The organism is Tunturibacter psychrotolerans, from assembly GCF_040359615.1.
GTDB classification, from domain to species: domain Bacteria; phylum Acidobacteriota; class Terriglobia; order Terriglobales; family Acidobacteriaceae; genus Edaphobacter; species Edaphobacter psychrotolerans.
Window position 1 is genome coordinate 1,831,054 of sequence record NZ_CP132942.1, and the last position, 23,041, is coordinate 1,854,094.

At 57.8% G+C, this 23,041-nt stretch carries 21 protein-coding genes; 12 read left to right on the plus strand and 9 right to left on the minus strand.

Going from position 1 to position 23,041, the window contains the following annotated elements:
• Positions 1 to 48: 48 nt before the first annotated feature.
• On the plus strand, positions 49 to 741 hold the full coding sequence (gene pgsA, locus RBB77_RS07520; protein WP_353066084.1) for a CDP-diacylglycerol--glycerol-3-phosphate 3-phosphatidyltransferase: 693 nt from the start codon (positions 49 to 51) through the stop codon (positions 739 to 741).
• 242 nt (positions 742 to 983) lie between these two features.
• On the plus strand, positions 984 to 1,172 hold the full coding sequence (locus RBB77_RS07525) for a hypothetical protein (RefSeq protein ID WP_353066086.1): 189 nt from the start codon (positions 984 to 986) through the stop codon (positions 1,170 to 1,172).
• A 14-nt stretch (positions 1,173 to 1,186) separates the two neighbouring features.
• Here RBB77_RS07525 and RBB77_RS07530 read toward each other — a convergent pair whose 3' ends face one another.
• Complete coding sequence (locus RBB77_RS07530) at positions 1,187 to 2,710, minus strand: fumarate hydratase (protein WP_353066088.1); 1,524 nt, start codon at positions 2,708 to 2,710, stop codon at positions 1,187 to 1,189.
• Positions 2,711 to 2,874: 164 nt separating this feature from the next.
• The gene (locus RBB77_RS07535) at positions 2,875 to 3,609 is read right to left on the minus strand and encodes an outer membrane protein (RefSeq protein WP_353066090.1); all 735 of its coding nucleotides are present in this window, start codon (positions 3,607 to 3,609) and stop codon (positions 2,875 to 2,877) included.
• 141 nt (positions 3,610 to 3,750) lie between these two features.
• On the opposite strand from RBB77_RS07535, the gene RBB77_RS07540 reads away from it, so the two are divergent.
• Positions 3,751 to 4,308 (plus strand): c-type cytochrome, encoded by a 558-nt coding sequence (locus RBB77_RS07540; protein ID WP_353066092.1) that lies wholly within the window; start codon positions 3,751 to 3,753, stop codon positions 4,306 to 4,308.
• A 68-nt stretch (positions 4,309 to 4,376) separates the two neighbouring features.
• On the opposite strand, the gene RBB77_RS07545 is transcribed toward RBB77_RS07540, so the two are convergent.
• Positions 4,377 to 5,573, minus strand: coding sequence for a DUF481 domain-containing protein (locus RBB77_RS07545; protein WP_353066094.1), 1,197 nt, complete (start codon positions 5,571 to 5,573; stop codon positions 4,377 to 4,379).
• 548 nt (positions 5,574 to 6,121) lie between these two features.
• On the opposite strand from RBB77_RS07545, the gene RBB77_RS07550 reads away from it, so the two are divergent.
• On the plus strand, positions 6,122 to 6,859 hold the full coding sequence (locus RBB77_RS07550) for a GvpL/GvpF family gas vesicle protein (RefSeq protein ID WP_353066096.1): 738 nt from the start codon (positions 6,122 to 6,124) through the stop codon (positions 6,857 to 6,859).
• 241 nt (positions 6,860 to 7,100) lie between these two features.
• Positions 7,101 to 8,681 carry an OmpA family protein gene (locus RBB77_RS07555; protein ID WP_353066098.1) on the plus strand — a complete coding sequence of 527 codons (1,581 nt, stop codon included), beginning with the start codon at positions 7,101 to 7,103 and terminating at the stop codon, positions 8,679 to 8,681.
• 147 nt (positions 8,682 to 8,828) lie between these two features.
• On the opposite strand, the gene RBB77_RS07560 is transcribed toward RBB77_RS07555, so the two are convergent.
• Entirely contained in the window at positions 8,829 to 9,050 is a 222-nt protein-coding gene (locus RBB77_RS07560) for a hypothetical protein (protein ID WP_183976537.1), read from the minus strand.
• 131 nt (positions 9,051 to 9,181) lie between these two features.
• On the opposite strand from RBB77_RS07560, the gene RBB77_RS07565 reads away from it, so the two are divergent.
• The 3 genes from RBB77_RS07565 (at position 9,182) to RBB77_RS07575 (ending at position 12,197) form a co-directional block, all read left to right on the plus strand.
• The gene (locus tag RBB77_RS07565) at positions 9,182 to 10,219 is read left to right on the plus strand and encodes a zinc-dependent alcohol dehydrogenase family protein (RefSeq protein WP_353066100.1); all 1,038 of its coding nucleotides are present in this window, start codon (positions 9,182 to 9,184) and stop codon (positions 10,217 to 10,219) included.
• 118 nt (positions 10,220 to 10,337) lie between these two features.
• Positions 10,338 to 11,279: an ABC transporter ATP-binding protein gene (locus RBB77_RS07570; protein WP_353066102.1), complete on the plus strand. Its 942-nt coding sequence runs from the start codon at positions 10,338 to 10,340 to the stop codon at positions 11,277 to 11,279.
• Positions 11,280 to 11,312: 33 nt separating this feature from the next.
• Positions 11,313 to 12,197: an ABC transporter permease gene (locus RBB77_RS07575; RefSeq protein WP_353066104.1), complete on the plus strand. Its 885-nt coding sequence runs from the start codon at positions 11,313 to 11,315 to the stop codon at positions 12,195 to 12,197.
• A gap of 13 nt (positions 12,198 to 12,210) precedes the next feature.
• Here RBB77_RS07575 and RBB77_RS07580 read toward each other — a convergent pair whose 3' ends face one another.
• From RBB77_RS07580 to RBB77_RS07590, 3 genes are read right to left on the minus strand one after another with little or no spacing between them, the layout of a single operon-like run.
• Positions 12,211 to 13,221 carry a YpdA family putative bacillithiol disulfide reductase gene (locus tag RBB77_RS07580; protein ID WP_353066106.1) on the minus strand — a complete coding sequence of 337 codons (1,011 nt, stop codon included), beginning with the start codon at positions 13,219 to 13,221 and terminating at the stop codon, positions 12,211 to 12,213.
• A 42-nt stretch (positions 13,222 to 13,263) separates the two neighbouring features.
• Positions 13,264 to 13,971: a response regulator gene (locus RBB77_RS07585; RefSeq protein WP_183975687.1), complete on the minus strand. Its 708-nt coding sequence runs from the start codon at positions 13,969 to 13,971 to the stop codon at positions 13,264 to 13,266.
• Positions 13,972 to 14,006: 35 nt separating this feature from the next.
• Positions 14,007 to 14,717 carry a response regulator gene (locus RBB77_RS07590; RefSeq protein WP_353066108.1) on the minus strand — a complete coding sequence of 237 codons (711 nt, stop codon included), beginning with the start codon at positions 14,715 to 14,717 and terminating at the stop codon, positions 14,007 to 14,009.
• Between the two features lie 85 nt (positions 14,718 to 14,802).
• Here RBB77_RS07590 and RBB77_RS07595 point away from each other — a divergent pair, with 85 nt between their 5' ends.
• Positions 14,803 to 16,704, plus strand: a complete 1,902-nt coding sequence (locus tag RBB77_RS07595) for a DUF2339 domain-containing protein (RefSeq protein ID WP_353066110.1) — start codon at positions 14,803 to 14,805, stop codon at positions 16,702 to 16,704.
• Positions 16,701 to 17,999 (plus strand): DUF3999 family protein, encoded by a 1,299-nt coding sequence (locus RBB77_RS07600; RefSeq protein WP_353066112.1) that lies wholly within the window; start codon positions 16,701 to 16,703, stop codon positions 17,997 to 17,999. The genes RBB77_RS07595 and RBB77_RS07600 overlap by 4 nt, the downstream gene beginning before the upstream one ends.
• Positions 18,000 to 18,023: 24 nt before the next feature.
• On the opposite strand, the gene RBB77_RS07605 is transcribed toward RBB77_RS07600, so the two are convergent.
• Positions 18,024 to 20,702 carry a DNA translocase FtsK gene (locus RBB77_RS07605; protein WP_353066114.1) on the minus strand — a complete coding sequence of 893 codons (2,679 nt, stop codon included), beginning with the start codon at positions 20,700 to 20,702 and terminating at the stop codon, positions 18,024 to 18,026.
• A 366-nt stretch (positions 20,703 to 21,068) separates the two neighbouring features.
• On the opposite strand from RBB77_RS07605, the gene RBB77_RS07610 reads away from it, so the two are divergent.
• Both RBB77_RS07610 and RBB77_RS07615 read left to right on the plus strand, forming a co-directional pair.
• Positions 21,069 to 21,533, plus strand: coding sequence for a PA2169 family four-helix-bundle protein (locus RBB77_RS07610; RefSeq protein ID WP_353066116.1), 465 nt, complete (start codon positions 21,069 to 21,071; stop codon positions 21,531 to 21,533).
• 112 nt (positions 21,534 to 21,645) lie between these two features.
• Positions 21,646 to 22,005: a DoxX family protein gene (locus RBB77_RS07615; protein WP_353066118.1), complete on the plus strand. Its 360-nt coding sequence runs from the start codon at positions 21,646 to 21,648 to the stop codon at positions 22,003 to 22,005.
• Between the two features lie 66 nt (positions 22,006 to 22,071).
• On the opposite strand, the gene RBB77_RS07620 is transcribed toward RBB77_RS07615, so the two are convergent.
• Positions 22,072 to 22,956 carry an undecaprenyl-diphosphate phosphatase gene (locus tag RBB77_RS07620; RefSeq protein WP_353066120.1) on the minus strand — a complete coding sequence of 295 codons (885 nt, stop codon included), beginning with the start codon at positions 22,954 to 22,956 and terminating at the stop codon, positions 22,072 to 22,074.
• Between the last annotated feature and the right edge of the window lie 85 nt (positions 22,957 to 23,041).

The following is a 23,041-nucleotide window of genomic DNA, read 5'->3' on the forward strand; positions in this document are numbered from 1 at the left end:
GCAGAATGCTATTGTTGGTGCCTCTGCCGCGAGCCGCGTAACCTCTCGATGAATCTGCCAAACTCCATCACGATGAGCCGTATCGCATGCGTCCCGCTGCTCATCTGGATACTCTCGCCCGTGTTCCCCTTGACGGGTGGTCACGGCGCCACGGGCCTGCGCGGCGGCGAACAGGAGATCATCGCCAGCATCGTCTTCATCCTCGCCAGCATTACCGATGGCCTCGACGGCTACCTCGCTCGCCGCCGCAAACAGATCACCACCATGGGTATCCTTCTCGACCCCCTCGCCGACAAGCTCATGGTCACCGCCGCCTACATTATTCTGGTGGCATACAATCCCCGAGTCGTTCCACCATGGATCGCGGTTCTGGTCATCGGCCGCGAGTTCCTGGTCTCAGGACTACGCAGTATCGCGGCTACCGAAGGCTTCACGATCGAAGCCAGCGAGATCGGCAAGCTGAAGACTGTCATTCAGATCGTCTCCGTCGTCGCGGCCATCCTCGCGCACCGATGGGACTACTGGAACTGGGGCGGCTACGTCGTCGGCGTTCACTTCATCGCCGTCACCGCCATCTACTGGATGACCATCGTCTCGATCATCTCTGCGATCGACTACTTCATCGGTTTCTGGCAGAAGATTGACCACGCCTCCGACAAACGCCGCAAGCGCCGCAGCTTCGTTCTGAGTCGCAAGCCCAAACCGGTGCCACCGGCAGAGCATCCCTCCCGCATCTCCTAAGTTCCAGCGGAGTTGCACTTGAACGAAAAATTGATGTGGCCTGAATTTAGGGCCTGTGGCATACTGCTGGTGTCGGAGCGCCCTCCGCTCGACGCACGACCGGGCCCGTTCTCGGATCGAATCGTCTCCAGCGAACAACACCTATCCGAGTCAATTGTGATGCTTTGCAGGTTTTCCTCATGAGCGAGGAGCCATGCCTCCCCATTCCCTAAACCGCCTCTTGCGAGGCCTGGAGAAGTCACATGTCCGACGAAATCATCGCCCTCATCATCACCGTCGCCATCATCGCGCTCTTGTTCGCCTGGGTGCCACTCCTGAACTTTATCTGCCCGCCCTGTGGTCGCTTCTTTGCTCAACGTCGCATGGAAAAACAAACGAGCGAGAACCAAAAGATCAGGAAACAATCCTCTGTCGCCGCGATACGGCACTGAAGCCGATTCACTCTCTATTGCAAGATTGGAATTCCAGCGATTCTACGCGACCACTCCTCCGGACCTGTCGTATGGACGCTGGTTCCCTTGGTGTCGACGGCCACGGTCACAGGCATGTCCTGCACTTCGAACTCGTAGATCGCTTCCATTCCGAGGTCCGCGAACGCCAGGACCTTCGAGCTCTTGATCGCTTTTGAGACCAGATACGCCGCGCCGCCGATTGCAATCAAATATACCGCCTCGAACTCGCGAATCGCCTCGATTCCAGCAGGTCCACGCTCTGCTTTGCCAATCATGCCCAGCAAGCCGGTCTCAGCCAGCATCTGCCGTGTGAACTTGTCCATGCGCGTCGCTGTAGTCGGCCCCGCAGGCCCAACGGCCTCGTCACGCACTGCCTCCACCGGCCCAACGTAGTAGATGAACCTGTTCTTGAAATCGACTGGCAGTTTTTCGCCTCGCGTCAGCATGTCGGTCATTCGTTTGTGCGCAGCATCACGCCCAGTCAACAGCTTGCCCGAGAGCAGAATCACCTCGCCCGGCTTCCACGTCTTCACGTCCTCATGCGTCACTGCGTTCAGATCGACTCGCCGCGCCGTGTGTACGTCATATTCGAGCTTCGGCCAAGCATCCAGCTTCGGCGGATCTACCATCACCGGTCCGCTTCCATCCAGCTTGAAGTGGAGATGCCGTGTCGCCGCGCAGTTTGGAATCATCGCGACCGGCAGGTTCGCCGCGTGCGTTGGAAAATCCATGATCTTCACATCAAGCACAGTCGTCAGGCCGCCCAGCCCCTGCGCACCGATCCCCAACCGATTGACCTTGTGATACAGCTCAATCCGCAGCTCTTCGATCTTCGTCTTGGCTCCCCGCGCGATCAACTCCTGCATGTCGATCGGGTCCATCAGCGACTCTTTCGCCATTACCATCGCCTTCTCCGCAGTCCCTCCAATTCCGATCCCGAGCATCCCAGGTGGGCACCAACCCGCACCCATCGTCGGCACCGTTTTCAGCACCCAGTCCACCAGCGAGTCCGACGGATTCAGCATCGCAAACTTGCTCTTCGCCTCCGAGCCTCCGCCCTTCGAGGCAACCGTAACGTCAACGTCTCCGCCTTCCACCAGCTCGACCACCACCATCGCCGGTGTGTTGTCACCCGTATTTCTCCTTGTGAACGCCGGATCTTCAAGGATGCTCGGCCGCAAGACGTTGTCAGCATTCCGCCAAGCTTCGCGCACGCCTTCATCGACCATCTCCTGCATTGTCATCATGCCGCCGATGCCAGCCCCCCACCGGACATCCATTCCCACCTTCACAAACGCCGTCACGATCCCGGTGTCCTGGCAGATTGGTCGATGACCCTCAGCACACATGCGCGAGTTGATCAAAATCTGCGCCATCGCATCCTTGGCGGCGTGGCTCTCTTCCATCTCGTAGGCTCGTGCCAGGTTGGTAATGTAGTCCACCGGGTGATAAAAGCTGATGTACTGCAGCGCATCCGCCACACTCCGGATAAAGTCGTCCTGCTTGATCGTCGCCATTACAAACTGCCTCCACGATAATTCCGCTACAGCATTTTACTTGCGCTCCAGCATCTCTGGCCTGAAGGTCTCTGCGTAGACCCACGACCGAAGATCAACTCGGCGCAAAACAAAACGGGTGCAGCGAGGTCTCTCGCCGCACCCGTTTGAAAACCAACCGTCTCTTACTTGATCTTTCCGAACCGATACACGACGCCGACGTTGACGCCGAAGTTGTTCTGGATCGTGCTCTGCGGCCCATGCGTCAGATCCAACGGATCGAGCCGGAAGAAAGTCGCCAGGTATGTCGGAGAAACTCGGAACGCGATATTCGGATAGAAGTTGTAGTCGAAGTTGGCGCCCAGGGCGAACGCAGGCTTGGTCGCGTCCTGCCACACCCCGATATCCTTCGACTGAAAGCCCTTGGCGTCGCCATCAAACTTGCCCAGCGCAGCTCCGCCCTCGCCGGTCACCGTCACCGCGATTTTCTCCTTCGCGTATACCCGGTACGCCACTCCGCCCAGGAATGGGTACTGCGAGATCTGCGGATTGAAGGGAAGGGTAACAGGAGAGCCAAGGTTATTCGCGATCTTCGCATTCCCATATGCTCCGCGAACTTCACCGATAATGCCCAGCTTCGGATTGAGGAAGTATGTCCCCGTCATCCAAAACGTAACCTCATTATTCCTCTGCAGCAATGAGCCGGACTTGAAACGCATGTAGCCGCCGCCGCCTGCGACTTCATATCGATGGTCGTAAGTCTCTGCTGTCGTCCTCGCGATGCGGGCCTTGCGATTGGCGCTCGACTCCCGTCGCGTCCTATGCGTTACCTGTGCCTGTACAGCAACCGCTCCGCTGGCCATCAACCCCGCCAGCAACAATCCTGCAACCTTCTTTACACTCGACCTGAAACCGAACATCAACGATTACTCCTGCACAAGCTTGGCTTTGCTATTGTGAAACTTAAGACCTGCTGGCTGGAAACCCAACTGCGGCCATCCCCTTATTAGAACATCCGCCGCGCCTCAAAGCGGCCCTCACCCCGAAGGAGTTTCCTCAAGATGGCGAAAAAAAGCAGTAGCGGCGGTGGTTTTGGCAAGCTCTTTCTCGGTTTTCTGCTAGGAATCGTGGCCGTCGCCCTGGGACTTTTTGCCTATCTCAAGTTCGGCCCGCTGCCGGTCGCCGTCGCCGACGCGCCCCTCCCCTTCGAAAAGCAGATCGTCCGGCTTCCTCTGGACGCACGCATCGAGCGCGAGTCCAAAGCCGCTCCGTTCGGTATCAGCGAAGATGTCTTCGAATCGGGAGCACACATCTATCGCGCTCAATGTGCCAGCTGCCACGGTACGCCCGGCCGCGATGTAGCGTTCGCCAAGACGATGTTTCCCACCGCGCCGCAACTCTGGAAAAAGCACAAAACTAGCGATGTCGTCGGCGTCAGCGATGACGAGCCCGGTGAGACGTACTGGAAGGTAGCCAACGGCATCCGCCTCTCAGGCATGCCATCTTACAAGCACGTACTCTCCGATACGCAGATGTGGCAGGTCAGCCTGCTCCTCAAGAATGCCGACAAAGATCTACCCGGCCCAGTCACCCAGATCCTTGACTCGCCGACTCCGTAAACAACAACATTCAGACGCAGCAATGGTCTAGCGCACGGGCGCGAAAACGTCTCGCGCATGCAGCCACGCTACTTCAGCGTGTAAGTCACACCCGTCACGAACTGGAAGCTGTTGTTTTTATATCCAAACGCAGGATTGCTTAGATAGTTATCCTGCAGATCCAGATTGAGGCTGAAGCGTTTGTACGTGGGCAGCAGCAATCCAGCCTCGAAGATAGCGGAATAGATGCTGGGATCGTTCCATGCGGGGATGAACGTTCCGGACTCTGTGAACAGTATCTTATGCGGCAGGTTCCGGTGATATAGCTCTGAGAAACTCGATCCAATTAGATTGTTGCTCGCAGTCGGAGGCACGAAGTTCTGTCGTTCATAGTGAATATCCGCCTTAACATCAAACTCCTGAACTGGCGTCTTGATCACCGTATAGCCGATACCACCGCCGTAGATCTGCTGCAGGTTTAGTCCTTGTGAGAAGTTGTGATCGTACGATAACCCGACCAGCCCGTAGAGCCGCGGAGTGAAGTACTTATCGTGCTCTGCATCAGCGTGGAAGATGTTTGTCTTTGCCACCGAGTCCGGCGTCGGTGGGGTCGTCTGCGGAATCACAGGTTGCGTCAACTTGCCGTAGGTCTCGAGCACGTCGATGGTGTCGCGGGTCCGCGGCGACAAAAACGTGACTGAAGGAACGAGCCGTATCAGGTTGACTGCCGCAGTGAATGTCTCTCCCGTGTTCGTCGATTCGACCAATGTCACTCCGCCGCTCACTCCCCCTGTCCAATCCTGGAAGATTCCTGGATTTCCGGAGACCTCTTTGGTGTAAGTCGCGCCGTCGATCAAAGCGGAAAGATCTTTCACTGGAATCGTCTCGACAACGCTTGAGGATGTGTGGTCCGCCAGCGCTACCGCATTGTCCTGATAGGTCATCGTCGCCGGTGTCTTGGAGGTGCGTGTCACCTTTTCGCCGTTCTTCAACGCGACGAACTTACCCGCGGTGTGCAGTTCTTTGATCTTGTCCGCAGTCACAGTGATCTCGCCAACCACGTCGCTCTTAAAAACGAAGGAGTCGCCGGTCGCTTGCTCCAGTGTCCCCGTCAACTGATCTCCATTGGTAAACACGACGACATCGGGCCCCGGTTTGGCCGCAGCGGTCTGGGCCCATGCCTGCGGTGCCAGGTGAAACAGGGTGCCTGTGATCAGGCTCAAGACAAACAGACTGCGCCACTTACCGCGCCTGATGCCAGGGGTAGTTTCGTAGTTTGGGCTCATCCGTTAAAAATAGCCTAGCCTGTGCGGAAGTTGAGGAACTTCCGAGGTGAATATTGCAAACGGTTGTTCGTGTCATTGAAAAGTGTTGCGTCTGGTCGGCACCTCCAGCCCCGCCAGAGTCTGTCTGCCAAGCCGATTATTGTGTCGGATCGACTTGGTCTGGCGTACCCCACCGCCGATCCCTCCTGGTTAGAAAAAGTTCAACCGAAGAGTAGGTCGCTGACCGTAAGCTCCACGATCCGCGTATCTTCGGGCCGATCCGATTGGTGCGAGCTCTCGTCAAACCTGGCAAAGTGAAGAATCGGGAGCAGACCCTCGCACAGAAAATAGTGCATCTCTTCGGAGAAGAAAGTGTTGCCAATCGTACTTCAATAGGCTTACTATCCGTTTCGGTTCGCCGGAGTTTGCGATAAATCGCATGCTTCTCAGGGCCAAAAAACCTATTGAAATGAAGAGTTCCCTCAAAATTTTCGTATCGGTTTGAGTTACATAACCAACTTCCTGATGGGGCAGTTAGACCCCTCAGCGTGCTCGGAAGGATAAAAATTATGGCATGGTACGCGTATTGCGTCGCAGAGAGACAAGCATTTCCAGAACTTTGCCGCCACCGCCGCCCGATGCCTCTGACCAACGTGTCGGGGCTCTTCGGTAATCAAACGTTTCTCTTTCCTGCCAGCGACTTGGCGGTCATCGTCTCCGAGCACAGCCCCGAAGACACCGCCCGGCTCGACCAGCAGGCCGCCAAAGACCACGCACGCGTTGTCGCAGATTGCTTTAAGCTTTCCACCGTTCTGCCCTTCCGTTTTGGCACGACTTTTCAAGATGACGACGCCCTGCGCCGCTCCGTTCGCTCCAACCAACGTCACTTCCAGGCCAATGTCGAGCGTCTCCGCGGCAAGGCCGAGATGCACCTCAAGGTCTTGGTCGACGACATCTGCCCTGGCAACTCAGCTCGGGACATGACAGTCGGTCAGCAGTATTTGACCAGCCTGCGCGAGAGCGCCAGTCGTCAACGCGAGCGCCAGTCCAAGGCCCGCGCGCTCTCCATCCAGATGCATCGCATGTTTTTGCCACTGGCCGAAGAGATCACCTGCAAACGCATGGATACCGGCAAGATGCTTCTGGACATCGCCCACCTGATCGACAACAAGACCGTGGAGCGGTATCAAAATAAGTACACCTCCGCCACGCTTGAGCTCAAAGACTGCCGCATGCAGCTCTCCGGCCCCTGGCCCCCGTATCACTTCGTGCATCGCACCACGCCGCAGCATCAGCACAGCGCATAAAACAAGAGACCAAAGAAAACGGCGACCTCCATTCACGAGGTCGCCGTTTTCTTTGGTCATCCCAGCAAGCCTAGCTTTTTCAGTATCTTATCGTTCATCAAGATACAGACCGCGCCATCTGAAGCAATAGCCTTCTGGACACCCTTTGCCCCATCCTCCGCATCGCATGATATAACCGCCAAGCGTGAGCAAAGTTCCGCGCGCCTGCGCCATAAGCTTGTGTACGGCAAGGAGATCGTGAATGTATCGCAACAAGAACTTCTTTATTGCCCTGGTGGTTTTTGCCGGACTTTGGGGATCAACATCGACAGCGTTGCACGCCCAGGAGCCGAACCCCACCGCCCAGACTGCTCCCGCGCAAGACTCGAATGAGATCAAAAAACAGGATAACGGAATTTACATCTATCGCGTGAAGGTAGTCCAACGCGATCTCGACGCTGTTAACTACCTCCATCGCAGCGGTTCGACCAATATTGGGTTCAAGGGTACGGCGCTTCTTCCTCTCGCCAAAGGCCAGGCAAAAGTCACCAGTGAACGCGGCGGAATCCATATTGAAGCCCGATTTCAAGGTCTCACTCCGGCCAACGGCTTTGGCCCCGAGTATCTAACCTACGTACTATGGGCAATTACTCCGGACGGCCGCCCCAACAATCTGGGTGAAGTTCTTCCCTCAAATAACAAGAACAACATCGAAGTCACGACAGCCCTGCAGTCCTTCGGAATGATCGTCACGGCAGAACCCTACTTCTCCGTAACCCAGCCAAGCGACGTCGTGGTGCTCCAAAACGTGATCATCAACGACAAAACCACAGGCGTACTGGAAAAAGTGAACGCACATTACTCTCTACTGGCGCGTGGCTCCTATGCGCAGACCGAAGGCTCAACCTCGAACCTCAATCCGATCACCCGGAATGAAAAGTCTCCTCTTGAGCTCTATCAGGCCAATAACGCCATTCGCATCGCACAGGACGCCGGGGCAGATAAATACGCCGCCGATATCATGGCAGAGGCGAAGCAGGATCTTCGCAACGCCACCGACATTGACCAGAACAAAAAAGCCGATAAAAGGCTGGAGATTACTTTTGCACGCCAAGCCGTGCAGCGTGCTGAAGACGCCCGTCTAGTCACTCTGCGCAAGCAGGCCGCCGAGCGGCAGTTGAATGCCGATAACGCCAAGCGTGATGCTGAGGCCGCAGCCCAACAGTCGCAGCTACAGGCTCAACAGTCTCAACTCGAAGCTGAACGTGCCCGTGCCGCCCAAGCCGAGGCTGATGCAGACCGTGCCCGTGCCGAAGCAGCTGCTGCCGAAGCGCAGGCTCGCGCTGCCGCCGCTAACAAGAGCGCAACAGACGCAAACGCCGTTCGCGAGAAGCTGCGTTCTCAACTCAATAGCGTCCTTGCCACCAGCGAATCGGCGCGCGGCCTCATCGTCAACATGTCCGACGTCCTCTTCGATACAGGCCGTTACACCCTCAAGCCCAACACGCAGATCAGTCTGGCCAAGGTGTCCGGCATTCTGCAAGCCTATCCCGGTCTAAAGGTCCAGGTCGAGGGCTACACCGACAGCGTGGGAAGCGACGCGTACAACCAGAAGCTCTCTGAAAATCGCGCCGACGCCGTGCGCGACTTTCTGGTCACACAGGGAGTACAGCCGGACAACATCTCCGCCACTGGTTACGGCAAGGCCAAGCCTGTAGCGGACAATGCGACTGCACAGGGCCGATCCCAAAACCGTCGCGTCAACCTTGTCGTCTCGGGAGACGCCATCGGAGTAGAACAAAGCAGCCCTGATGCCACGCCAGCTCCGGCAACTCCTCAGTAAACCTCTTTGTTACAAACCCAAAAGGGCCGCTCGTAGCGGCCCTTCGTTTTGCCAGCCCAAAATGTCGACACTCAAATAAGCCGCTCAATGCCACGGCGCAGTCGCGGCTGAACCAGCTTATCCACTCGTCACAGCAGTCAAAAAACTCTACATGTGGATTGACCAACCAAGTTCCGAAAGCTTCTCTTCGATATCGGCAAGCGCAACCGTAAGAGCGGATCGCCGGTGCGGGCTTGAGGTCCGCTCCGAAAGAATACGTTCCCGTTGCAGTTCCAGCGCCTGTCGCTTTCGTTTACGTTCTGCCACCTCGGCATTATCATTTGCGGTGACAGGCTTCGGAGCGGCAGCCTGATTTTGCTGTTCTTCCACGGATTTACTCTCCCATCCTCGCGACATAGGGTTCATTCTACGCCGTCATATATCAATATATAAATAGTTTCGCCGCTCTAGCCTGCCCGTATCTTCCGAATCAATCAGCATCCAAATGCATCAGAGGAACCATGCGCGCATACCCCGTCCAGCAATTCGGCATCGAACACCTTCGTCCAATCGATCTACCTAAACCACAAGCAGAGCCGGGCAAAGTCCTGATCAAAGTTCACGCCGTCTCTCTCAACTATCGCGACCTGATGGTAGTCAAGGGCCTCTACAACCCCAAGATGGCCCTCCCACGCATTCCCTGCTCCGATGGAGCCGGAGAGGTTGTCGCCATCGGCGAAGGCGTCACTCGAGTCAAAGTCGGCGATCGAGTCTGCGGCATCTTCATGCAGCGCTGGCTCGACGGGCCGCCGACCGCCGAAAAATCAAAAGACGCACTTGGCGGTGACGTCGACGGGATGCTCGCCGAATACGTTCTCCTGCACGAACAGGGAGTCGTTAGCTTCCCTGAACACTTGTCCTATGAAGAAGCCTCGACTCTGCCCTGCGCCGGCGTCACCGCGTGGAACGCACTTCATCACGCCGGAGACCCCGCCAATCCCACTCAATCTGGCGAGACGGTCGTCATTCAGGGCACTGGCGGAGTCTCTATCTTTGCGCTGCAATTCGGGAAGCTTCTCGGAGCCCGCGTCCTCGGCACCTCCTCCAGCGAAGAAAAATTATCCCGCGCCCGCTCTCTCGGTCTCGACGAAGGATGCAACTACAAACAGCGCCCCGACTGGTCCAAGTGGGTCTCCGAGACTACTGCAAATAAAGGGGCAGACCGCATCATCGAAGTCGGCGGCGCCGGCACCTTCGGACAGTCCCTACGAGCAGTCCGCGTCGGTGGAACCATCGCGCAGATAGGCATCCTCTCGGGCGGTTCCACCACAGACCCAATCGCTCTTACCCCCATCCTGCACAAGCAACTGCGCGTGCAGGGCATCTACGTCGGCTCCCGCACGATGTTCGAACAAATGAATGCAGCCATCGCAAAGTCACGTCTGCATCCGGTGGTCGACAAAGTCTTCGATTTCAACCAATCCGCCGAGGCCTTCGCACACATGGAATCCGCTTCTCACTTCGGCAAAATCGTCATCCGCATCACGACGCAACAGTAGGGGGCGGGCAATTTCTGAGGGCAACATATTGACGATGCGAAATAGTCAGCGACTGGACGATCCGGATCGCGCCATCACGTTGCATATAATCGCAGAAGCGCCGCAGGAGTGAAACTCAGTGATAGTCGAGATCCAAGGCCTCCAGAAAATCTACGAAGGCAAGCAGCGAGTCGTCGCCGTCGACGGCATCGATCTCAGCGTCCGCGAGGGCGAACTCTTCGGCCTTCTCGGCCCCAACGGCGCCGGAAAAACCACCACCATCAGCATCTGCACCACTCGCGCTCTGCCCACCGCGGGCCGTGTCCGCATCGCAGGAATCGACGTCGTCCAAACCCCCGCAGTCGCCCGTCGCTTCATCGGTGTCGTGCCGCAGTACAACACCCTCGACCGAGCCTGCACGATCTTTGAAAACATCAACTTTCACTGCCTCTACTTTGGCTTCTCCCGCGCCGAGGCTGACGACCGCACCAACCAACTCCTCGCTCAGTTCCATCTCACCGAACGCGCTGGCGCCTACCCGGCTCAGCTCTCCGGCGGTCTCGCTCAACGCGTCCAGATCGCTCGCGCCATCGCTCACCACCCCAAAGTTCTCTTCTTAGACGAGCCCAGCGCCGGCCTCGATCCGCAAAGCCGCATCGCCATGTGGGACGCCGTTCGTAATCTACGCGCAGAGGGAATCACCGTCGTCCTCACCACCCACTACATGGAGGAAGCCGACGAACTCTGCGACCGCGTCGCCATCATCGATCACGGCAAGATCCTCGTCCAGGACACCCCCACCGCCCTCAAAGGTTCCGTCGGAGCGCAAAAAGTCTACGAGCTCTACCTCCGCAGCCACGACAACATCCCGACCCTCGTTCAACAGCTTCAGCAACTCGCCGGAGTAGCCAGCGCAGAGCCTACCGCCAAAGGCGTCCGCGTTCTCGCACACGGCGCCGAAGGCCTTCTCTCTGACGTCGTCCGCGAAGCGAATCCCTACGGCCTCCGCGATCTCACCATCACCGAAACCAGCCTCGAGACCGTCTTCATCCGTCTCACTGGCCGTGACCTTCGCGAATAGTGCAAAGCAGTATCGAGAAATCGAGAGAGATCTATGACTCAACTGGCCGAAGCCGAAAATACCAGCACACCACTGAACCGCCAGACCATTCGGGCTGCTCAGAGCTCGAAGCTGACGCAGTATGGACGCGCCTTCGTTGGCCTGTTCCGCCGAGACCTCCACGTTCTTCGCCGCGAGCTCTTCCCCTTCATCATTCGCGTCTGCATGAACCCTCTGCTCTTTCTCTTTGTCTTCACCTACGTCATCCCGCACATGAACGCCGGCGCCGCGATGAACCCCACCGCGTCCATGGCCGGCAACGCATTTTCGACCGTTCTTCTTCCCGGCCTAATGGCCGTCGCCATCATGTTCTCCGGCATCGCTGCCGTCGCTCTTCCTCTCGCGCAGGAGTTCGGTATCACGCGCGAGATCGACGACCGCGTGATGTGCCCATTACCCGTCCCATTCGTTGCAATCGAAAAAATCTGTTTTTCCGCCGTGCAAAGCGTTATCGCCGCCTGCATCGTGTACCCGCTGGCTTACTATGTGCCGGCCACACATCCAACAACTCACGTCAGCAGCTGGCCGTTTCTCATCCTCATCGTCGCCCTCGCCAGCCTAACCGCAGGCGCGCTCGGCCTCACTATCGGCACCAGCGTCAAACCGCAGCAAATCGGCCTTATCTTCGGTGTAGTCGTCATCCCGATCACGTTCCTCGGATGTGTCTACTATCCCTGGGCCGCGCTGACCCACATTCGCTGGCTCCAGGTCGGTGTTCTTATCAACCCTATCGTCTACATGAGTGAAGGCCTCCGCGCATCGCTCACCCCAACTCTGCCGCACATGAACCCTTACATCATCGTCGGCATGCTCCTGGTTTCGCTATGCTTCCTCACGACACTAGGGATCAGAGGATTTCTCCGCCGTGTCATCGGCTAAGCTACGAATATCCCTAAGCTACTGCTTCCAGCTTGCGCCGCAGATCTGCCGCGATCAACTTACCGTGGAAGCGTCCATTTTCAATAAAGATTTCGCTCGTCCGTTCTCCGGCCACAATCACTCCAGCCGCATAGATGCCGGGAACATTGCTCTCCAGAGTCGCCGGATTGCACACGGGGCAGCGGTCATTCGTCTTGTCCAACTTCACTCCAAGCCGCTCGATGAACTCGAAGTCAGGATGATATCCCGTCAACGCAAACACAAACTGATTTGGGATCGTTAGCTTTCCTCGCCGCGTAGCGATAGTCACATCGTCTTCTGTGATATTGGTCACGGCGCTATCGAAATGGGCATCCACCTCGCCATTTTTAATCCGGTTATTGATATCCGGCAAAATCCAGTACTTTACGCTCTTTGAGATCTCCTTACCCCGATGCACCAGGGTCACCTTCGCGCCATGCCGCCACAAATCGAGCGCGGCAATCGCTGCAGAGTTCTTGCCCCCAATCACCAGCACATCCAGCCCATAGTAGGGGTGCGGCTCATGGTAATAGTGCTTCACCTTGCCAAGATCCTCACCCGGAATCCCAAGGTAATTCGGAAGATCATAGTATCCGGTCGCGACTACCAGCTTCCGCGCACGATGGTGTATCGGCCGTCCAAACTGATCCACCGTATGAACCGTAAAATTCCCGTCCCGACCATCCACTCGCACAACATTCTCATACTGCCGAACGTCCAGACTGTAGAACTCGGCGACCTTGCGGTAGTACTCAAGAGCTTCACTGCGATTGGGTTTCTGGTTCGGGCTGGAGAAGGGCATATCCCCGATCTCCAGCAGCTCTGGCGTCGTAAAGAAGGTCATATGTGCCGGGTAATGAAACAGCGAATTACACAGGCAGCCTTTATCGACCATCATCGCTGAAAACCCGGCTCGTTGCGCCTCAATCGCGCAAGCCATACCGGTCGGCCCCGCGCCAATTACCAGCAAATCTACAACCTTCGAATCAGCGCCGTCGCTCATCCCTTCATTTTACTGAAGTCTTGCGGCCAGCCAGTCTAAGCGCTAGTTATCCAGAACCACGAGCTTGTGGGCAATCGCAAAAAGCGCCAGCTCCAAACGCGTAGAAACACCTGTCTTGTCGAAGATATTTGAAAGATGCCGCTTCACCGTCTCCTCACTGATCGTGAACTGCTTCGCCACATCCTTGTTGCTGCAGCCTTCCACAATGCAGGTCACAACCTCCAGCTCCCGTGGCGTCAAGCCATATGTCTTGCGCTCCGGGACAGCCGCGGCTTTTTTCATCAACTCGTTCAGCGCTGCCACAAGATTCGCAACGCGCTCTCCGCCGATCCAGTAGTCGCCAGAAAGCACCGCGCGCAACGAGCGAGAAAGATCGCCCGCAACAGCATCTTTCAGCACAATCCCGCGAGCTCCAATCTGCAGCGCTTCGATGATCTGTTGCGTCGAGATCGTACTCGTCAGCATGATGATCTTCACGCGCGGCGACTTGCTCATAATCGCGCGCAGCGCTTCAAGCCCAGGTAGCCGCGGCATCTGCAGATCGAGCAGCAGAATATCCGGCTCCAGCTCGAGCGTTTGCGTAATGGCCACGTCGCCATCTTCTGCCTCGCCTACTACCTCGAAGCCTACTTCGTTCTCCAGCATGTTCTTCACGCCGAAGCGCACTACTGGATGATCATCGGCAACAACGATACGGATCGGTGTCGCTGCGACAACTGCATCGTCAGATTTCTTTATCGATTCCTTCATCGTGCATTATCTCCCGACAACTCGTTGATCCGACTTTAGTTGCTCTTGCGTGCGACCAGAATACGCCGCAGCCGTTCCGACGCGACCACGAATTCCTCCAACGTAGCTACATCGTCATCACGCAAACCCCGCTCCTCCATTGACGTTGCAAGTCTTTGCAGCTCAACAGCTCCCACCATTCCGCACCCCCCCTTGAGCGCATGGGCCTCTTTTCTATACGCGGCGTCGTCGCCGATGGATGCTGCCCGCCGCATCCTTTCGACCCTTGCCTCCGCATCCTTACGGCAAAGCGCATACAACTCCTCCAGCTGCGAGTCCCGCATCGATCCCGCGAGCTTCGTGTACACACCCTCATCCAGCACAACACCGTCCGTTGCGGCCGGTCTATCTTCCACTCGAATTAAACCACCGTCAATCGCCGCTGTCAGCGTCTCCATCGTAAACGGCTTCAGCAGAAATCCATCGAACTCCCGCCCTACTCCATCCCCCAGCTCGCTTCCACTCATCGCCAGCAGCAAAGTCCCCGCCCCACACAGACTGCGTAGCTGTTGAGCGAGTTCATCCCCTGCAATCCCTGGCATCTGTATATCGGTCAACACCACCTCCGGACGCAATTGCCGCACACACGTCAGCGCCGCATCGCCAGAATCCGCCGTATCCACCTCGTACCCCGCGTCATCTGCCAACAGCGCAAGCACCTCCCGACTCAACTCATCATCATCCACAATCAAGATCCGAACGGCCATCCCTGTCCCTTATCCTCAGCGCAAAGAGTATCAACTGACAGACTCCAGTACCAATCCCGCACGCGATAGCGGTAAAGTAGTTGCCATGGCTTCGGAGGATATGCAGGACGAGCAGTACCAGGACCGCCCAAAGGAGCCCACCGAGCAAGCCCAGCTGGCCGCGACCCTCGCAGCCCTGTCTCTCCGCGTCCAAAACCTCGAGCAGCAACTGGCAGAGCTGCGCTCCACCCCCTCTTTCAAAGCACGCAAACTCTCCAGCCCTCCACCGCCTGTCCCCGCAGGGGCACCCTCAGAAATCCCCGTCCCGAACTTTGCCCAGAATCTTCCGAAAACCAGCGGCTCGCTTGAGGATCGCATTGGCTCTCAACTCTTCAGCCGCATCGGCATCGTCGCGCTGCTCATCGCGACCACACTCTTCCTCAAGTGGGCCATCGACAACCATTGGATCGGCCCCATTGGCCGCATTCTCGCCGGCCTGGTCGCAGGCGCAGCGGTCGTCCTTTGGTCCGAGCGCTTCCGCCGTCAAGGCTTCAACGCCTTTTCCTTCTCGCTCAAGGCCATCGGCAGCGGGGCCCTTTATCTCTCGCTCTGGGCCGCCTTTCAGCTCTACCATCTGCTGCCTGCCGCCGTAGCTCTTCCAGCCATGATCCTGGTCACGGCATGGAACGCCTACATGGCCTGGTCACAAAACAGCCAGATCCTCGCTACCTACGCACTCATTGGAGCTTTCGCAACCCCCCTGCTTCTCTCCACCGGCGGCAACCATGAAGCCTTTCTCTTCACCTACATCCTCGCCATCGATATCGCCACGGTCTGCCTCGTCCGTCTCAAACCCTGGCCACGCCTTCTCTTCGCCGTATTTCCGGCAACGGTTGCCTTCTTCATAGGATGGTACGTGGAGTGGTTCAACACCTACAACACGCCAAAGCCACTCGCCACCACAACGATCTTCATTGCGCTGTATTTCGTCACGTTCCTGATTCCATCCGTTCGCATCCCGCAAAACGAAAAACGAACATCCTCTCCGATTACCGAAATCCTTCTCCCATTAGCCAACGCCGTTTTCGCTGCTCTGGCGTTCTACGCGGTCCTGGAGGACACAGGTAATCACGATCTCCTCCCCTGGCTCGCTGTTCTCTTCGCAGCCCTCTATCTCGGATTGATGCGACTGCCCCAGCCTCGCGTCACCTCAGCCATCCATCTCTCGCTCGCTATCGTCTTCCTCACTATCGCCATCCCCCTCAAAGCCAGCGGCCGCTGGATCATCGTAGGCTGGCTCGCTGAGGGCGCGGCTCTCCTGTGGGTCGCGGCTCGTCTCACAAGCCCAACATCAGACGACGCCACCTTCACGGCCCCACGCATCCTTCGTCGTCTCGCGACCGCCGCTCTCGCACTAGGAGTCTGTGGCCTCCTTGTTGAACCCTTCTGGCTCGATGAGCGAATCGCCACCGCGTTCTTCAATCTTCGTTTCGCGACTGCGCTCTTCGGCCTCGCCGCTCTCGGCATCTCCGGTTTCGTCGCACACCGCCCCCTGCATCTCGGCAATCATCGCGAAAAATCCTTCCCAAGCTGGCTGCTCATCGCAGGGTCTTCCATCGTAGCCTTCAATTTCATCGCCATCCTGTCGTGCCTCCGCGAGCTCGACTCTGCATGGAGCGTCTCTGTCGCCAACCCTGAGGCCGATCTCCAGAAAGCTCTCGCTATGTCCGCCTTCCTCATGCTCTACGGTGCCGCACTGCTGGCCTTGGGCTTTTGGAAGCGGTCCGCCTTCATCCGTTGGCAGGCTCTGCTCCTGTTAGTCTTCACCATCGGCAAAGCCTTCCTCTATGACCTGCGCAATCTCAGCCAGGGCTATCGCGTCCTCAGCTTCCTCGGTCTTGGAGCCTTATTGATGGCAATCAGCTTCGCCTACCAGAAAGACTGGCTTGCCCTCCGCCTTCCAACTTCCGCTCGAGAACCGCACACGCAGGAAGGAGTCGATCAGTGAAGTCAGCGATTCTCCTGACCCTCGTTCTCTGGCAGGCAACCCCAACTCCAGAGCCGGCCGATCCTCACTTCTTCCGCTACCAGCGAACCATCACCCTGCCAACTGGCCCAGGTCAAAGCTGCGCGGTGCTCGATCCCGCTCTCTTCCCCCACGCCGCCCCATCGCTCAAAGACCTCCGCCTCTATCAGGACAACCGCGAAATCCCCTACGCCATCACGCTGAGCGAACCCCAGCAGCCCGACAGCGACACGGCCACCATCCGCAACCTCGGTCTTCGCGGTCGCAACATCGTCTTCGACCTCGAGATGCCAAACCGTCCCTACACCGAACTCACCCTCGATCTGCCCGAACGAGACTTTATCGCCACAGCCACAGTCTCCGGTACCCGCGACCCCAACTACGCGAACCAGACGCGCCTCGGAGAGTTCACCCTCTTCGACCTCACCTCGCAGCGCCTCTCCCGCAGCACTACCATTCACCTGCAGGAGACCAGCCTCCCTTATCTCCACATCGAACTGGCCATCTCTCCCGCTACCGGCACGCACACTTTAGACACCTCTCCTCAAGCCCTGCAAAAGATGGTGCAGTCCGTCACCGTCCCCCCCAGCCGCGAAGCCCAGTCTCTCTACACCACAGCAGCCGAAGCTTCTTCCATCACCCGACGCGATCGCCAAAGCGTAGCCATCTTCAATCTTCCGGAACGCATTCCCATCGAACGCGTCTCCTTCGCTCTGGCTCCGAACTTCAAAGCCAACTTCAGTCGCGATGTAAGCATCTCCGACCACCCCACCGCCACAACGAACGCAGCCGACTCGCTCGGCGAAACTCTCTCCGGCACCATCCTCCGAGTGCACCTCACCCAGGCAGGTCGTGAGATTCGACAGGAACAACTCAGCGTCCCCGCAACCCTCGGCTCCAACATGCAGAGCACAGCGACGGTAGAAGTCGCAGTGAACAATGGCGACGATGCGCCGCTCCCAATCACCGCCGTCCGACTCGAGACACGCCAGCGCAAGATCTGTTTCGACGCACCCGCGGCTCAACCACTCATTCTCTTTTACGGAGATGTCGCTCTCACCGCACCGCAGTACGACTACACCCGCCTCTTCTCTCCATCGGGCGAGTTTCACACTGCCAAGCTAAGCCCCGAGCAACTCAACCCCGCCTACCGGGATCGCCCCGACGCACGCCCTCTCACCGATCGCCATCCCCATCTGCTTTGGATCGCGCTTCTCATCGTGATCTGCATCCTCGCGATCATCGCCATCCGCTCGTCAAAGACAGTCCACCATTAATCGGAGCCTTGTCTAATAATCCGTCTAGCGAATCGCTGCATCGACCTCGCTGATCCAGTTAGGCGACTTCAAAATCTCACGCGGCTTCGACCCATCCGCTGGCCCCACCAGCCCATCGTTGTACATCATGTCGATCAGGTGAGCCGCGCGACCATATCCAATCCGCAGCCTGCGTTGCAGCAGGGAAGTGCTCGCCTTACCAAATTCAAACACCAGCCGAACCGCATCGTCGTACATCGGATCGTTGTTGTCTGCAGCGTCTCCGCCATCGCCATCCTTGCCGGTGGGGTTATCTTCCTTCGGCCCTTCAAGGAACCCATGCACATACTCCGCCTCGCCCTGCGCCTTCCAGAACTCCGTCACCGCCGAGATCTCTTTCTCCGTCACAAACGGAGCGTGCACGCGCTGCACACGGCTAGTCCCCGGCGGCAGATAAAGCATATCGCCGCGTCCTAGCAGGCTCTCCGCGCCATTCGAATCGATGATCGTCCGCGAGTCCACTTTCGTGGCCAACCGGAAGCTCATACGAGTCGGCACGTTCGCTTTGATCAACCCGGTGATGACATCAACCGAAGGTCGCTGCGTCGCGAGCACAAGATGAATTCCAACTGCACGCGCCATCTGCGCCAGCCGAGTAATCGACTCTTCCACATTCGCCCGGTCCAGCATCATCAGGTCCGCCAGCTCATCGATGATGATGATGATGTAAGGCAGCGGCTCCTGGTTTACGTCTTCAAACAAATATTCGCTGCCATGATCGAACAGCTTATTGAACTGATCGATATTCCGCACATGGTTCGCCGCCAGCAGCTTCAGCCGCCGCTCCATCTCACGCACGGCATTTCGAAGCGCATTCGCCGCCAGCTTTGCCTCCGTGATGATCGGCGTAAACAGGTGCGGAATTCCCTCGTACATCCCCAGTTCCACGCGCTTCGGGTCCACAAGAATCATGCGAACTTGCTCGGGCGTGCTCTTGAACAGCACACTCATAATCATCGCGTTGATCGCGACCGATTTACCCGAACCCGTCGAACCTGCGATCAGCACATGCGGCATACTTGCCAGATCGGCAGTAACGATGCGCCCATTGATGTCTTTCCCCAACGCAATCGCCAACCTGCTCTTACTCTGCGCAAAGCTTTCGCACTCGACCACATCCCGAAGCCAGATAGTCTCCCGTTCATGGTTGGGCACCTGGATTCCAACCGTGCTCTTCCCCGGCATCCGCTCAATCAGAATCGACTCCGCCGCCATCGCAAGGCAAAGATCGTCGGCCAACCCGGTAATTCGAGCTACCTTCACACCAGCCTCAGGCTTGAACTCAAACGTAGTCACCACCGGCCCGGGATTGATCTGCGTCACCTGCCCATCGACGCCAAATTCAGCCGACTTCTCCACCAACACCCGCGCCTCTTCCCGCAGCGCATCCTCGCGAACAACAGCGTGCTCCTCACTCCGATAGAGCAACGACGACGGTGGCAACTTATACCCCCGCACACTCTTCGGCACAATCGTCACTGGCTTGATGTCCGCATCCGCCCGCTTTCCAAACGAGATACTCTCCGGCAACGCTGCCAGCGGAGCCATCGCAGCGGGAGCAGGCGGCGCCGCAAACGGAGTGCGAGTTTCCTCAACTTTCTTCACCGCACGAACCGGAGCCACCGCCTTCGCAGGAGCCTGCTGCCGCCACTGTTCTTCATGGCCAAAACCACCAAAGTTCGACTCATCATCGAGCGCATGCACCGGAGCAGACGCCTTCGCCAACACCTCCGCAAACGGCGCCGCCGCAGCCGCAGCCGTGCCAAACGCCGTCACCGGAGGAGCATCCACCAGCGTCCGGGGCATCGCCTCAAAGATCGAAGGAGTATGTCCCGTAGCAATATCCTCAGGCGCAATCGAGATGGGTTGCACACGTTTCTTCCTGCTCAACCAACCAAACAAGCTGCCCAGTAGCGTCGTTGGCTCCGGCTCCGGCTGTGCTCTCCTTCGCTCGGCATCTTCCGCAAGCTCTCGTGCCTGCCGCGCCTTCGCGTCTGCCTGTTCACGCTTTGTCCCATACGAATCCTCAAAGGAGGCCTCGGCACCAGCGCGCCTGCTTCGTCGCTCGACCCACCACTCCCACAGGCGCTGCAGAAACCCAAACCGGATAGTCGCCCACTCCCGCGCCGTGTTGAATGTAAACGTAGTCGCAAGATACAGCGACACTGCCACCATCAGCGTCAGCACAATCGCCGCCCCAGGCAGATTCAGATAGTGCACCATGAAGTCCGCCAGCAGTCTGCCCGTCGTCCCTTCCACCGGCAACGAGCCCCGCCACATCATCTCTCCCGGCAACAGCGCGATCGCCGCCGGCCCAAACACCACCCACATCCCCAACCCAATCGTCTTCGCCAGCGGAGACCCTGCCGGTCGCGACCGCATCCAGCAAACTCCCAACCGTCCCAGCACCAGAGGAAGAAAGAACGCCGCGACCCCAATCAACTGCAGCATCGCATCGGCCAGGTACGCCCCAACCATCCCCGTCCAGTTGTGCGCAGGTCGCCCCTTCACATACTGTCCTACCGTGTCGAACGACGGATCAGTCGGCGTATAACTGGCCAGCGCCAGCAGCAGCAGCCCCGCGCTCACCAGTACGACCATCCCGAGAATCTCATTCAGGCGGCGGTTGCGCGTCGGGGTCGAAACAAGTCTCAGAGTTTTCATTGGGGAGCCTTCATGTGAGAGGGGGACGCGCGGACTCATTCGTCCCGGCGCGCGAAATCTCCACACGCCGTCCGATCCAAACCGAGCCCGCAAATCACCAGAGCACCTTCGATTATCCCAGACCGCCCCTAAGCCCACGTACAAAAACCTCGCCTCGGGTATCCACATACAAACCCGCAGGCGAACCGTGCATCTATCTCTCTATATTCACCGCCGGGCCCATTTCACCCGGCGGTCCTTAGAACCGGTTGGCAGGGGAGCGGGATTTTCGCGATTTCTCTGGCTTGCCGTCGGCGGAGGAGAATCGCGCACAGCCGACGGACCCTGCTTTAACCGAACAAACTCCATAAGATTGAGGTCTTCACAATGCCCACGGATTCAGGCAAACAGCACGAAATGCAGCGCTCGCTCAACTCTCTTATCAGCACCCTCCTCGACAGCCAGAAGGGCTTCGCAGACATCGGCGAGCACCTCAAAGACGACACTCTCAAGCGCTATTTCCTGGCCGAATCGCTCAAGCGCGCCAGCTTTCGCGGCGACCTCGAGGAGATCCTCCATCAAAACGGAGTTCACGACATCAAAGAATCCGGCACCACCGCCGGCACCATTCATCGCGTGTGGGGAGATCTCAGAGCGAAGCTCGGAGGCGGTGATCACACTCTCCTCGAAACAGCCGAGCAGGGCGAGGACGAAGCCAAAAAGGCCTACGCCGACGCGCTCAACCAGGACCTCCCTCTCCCCATTCGTCAACTCATCGCCGAACAGCAGGCACACATCCTTACCTCGCATGACTACGTCAAGAGTCATCGCGACGCATTTGTATCCAAGTAACCAGGGCGTATCACTCGACGACGGGCAGCAGGGATCATCCCCGCTGCCCGCTTTTTTGCTAGTCTTAGAAAACTAACAGCCGAGAGATGTTGCAAGAGGGAAGTGATCCAGCATGATTGGCCGCATTCTCCTCGCCGTTCTCTTCATCATCGCCGGCAGCCTTCACTTCCTTCATCCCGCCATCTACCTCAAAATCATCCCGCCATCGCTGCCTGCGCACCTTGCCATCCTTTACGTCAGCGGCGCTGCAGAGATTCTCGGAGGCCTGGGCCTTCTCTTCCCACAAACGCGCTACGTTGCAGCCTGGGGATTGGTAGCTCTGCTCATCGTAATCTTGCCAGCCAATATCTACATGGCGACAGCCCACCTGCCAGCCCCCGGCATCATGGGCCAAAGCTGGGCGCAGTGGCTGCGAATTCCTCTCCAGCTTCCCCTCATCTTCTGGGCGTGGCTTTATACCCGCACGCCATAACGAAAAAGCTTCGCGCATGGAGATGTAACCCACACGCGAAGCCTTCCTTGCGTTCACGACTGCGGATCAATACCCTGCGTGATACAGCCCAAACACGACGACTGAGGCTACAAGGCAATAAATCCCAAAGAGATACCATCGACCCTCTTCGAGCCAACTGCTCAACCACCTCAGCGCCACAAGCCCAGCCAGAAACGCAAACACAGCTCCAAGCAGACCCATCACCATGCTCCCGTGCAGATCGATCGTCGTACCCGCCGCCTTCGCAGCATGTGAGGCCTTCACCAGCCGCATCACCTCTCGTCCGACCGCAGGAGGCGTCAGCACCACCGCCAACGCAAAGCTGAACCGCTCCGCCCGCTCTTTACTCGCACCAGTCAACATACCCGTCGAGATCGTAGCGCCCGACCGCGAAAATCCACGGAACGGCAGGCACAGGCCCTGAATCGCACCTATCCATCCCGCCTGTCGCATCGTCACGCTGTCGCCGTAGACCTGCTCATGCGCACCCATGCGCCGCTTCTCCATCAGGCCTGCAAGCAGAATCAGCAACCCAGCCGCAGCCAACGCAGGAGCAATCAGATCCAGCCGCCCAAACAGCAGCTCGATCTCACCCTTCGAAGCTCCTTTGAACGCAGTCTTCTCGATCGTCTTGATGATGACCTCACCAATCACAGCCGTCAGCAGCGAAGCCCAGATCAACCGGATCAAGAACCTCTTGAATGCATCGCCGCTCGAAAAATAAGTCTTCTTCCACTGGTTCCAGAAGTAAACAATCACGGCGAACATCGTACCCGTATGCAGCATCACCAGCAGCAGCGTCATCTGCGGCGTCGTCGGGTCCAGCCCCAACAGCTTTTCGGCAACCACAACGTGAGCGGAACTGGATACAGGCAACAACTCAGCAAGACCCTGCACAATGGCAAGGATGATGACATGAAGAATCGACATACCTCCATCCTAAAGCGTCAGCATGTGTAAACGGTAAATCGGCCCGTACGCTCTCCAGGAATGTCCCGAGGAAGATACCCACCCA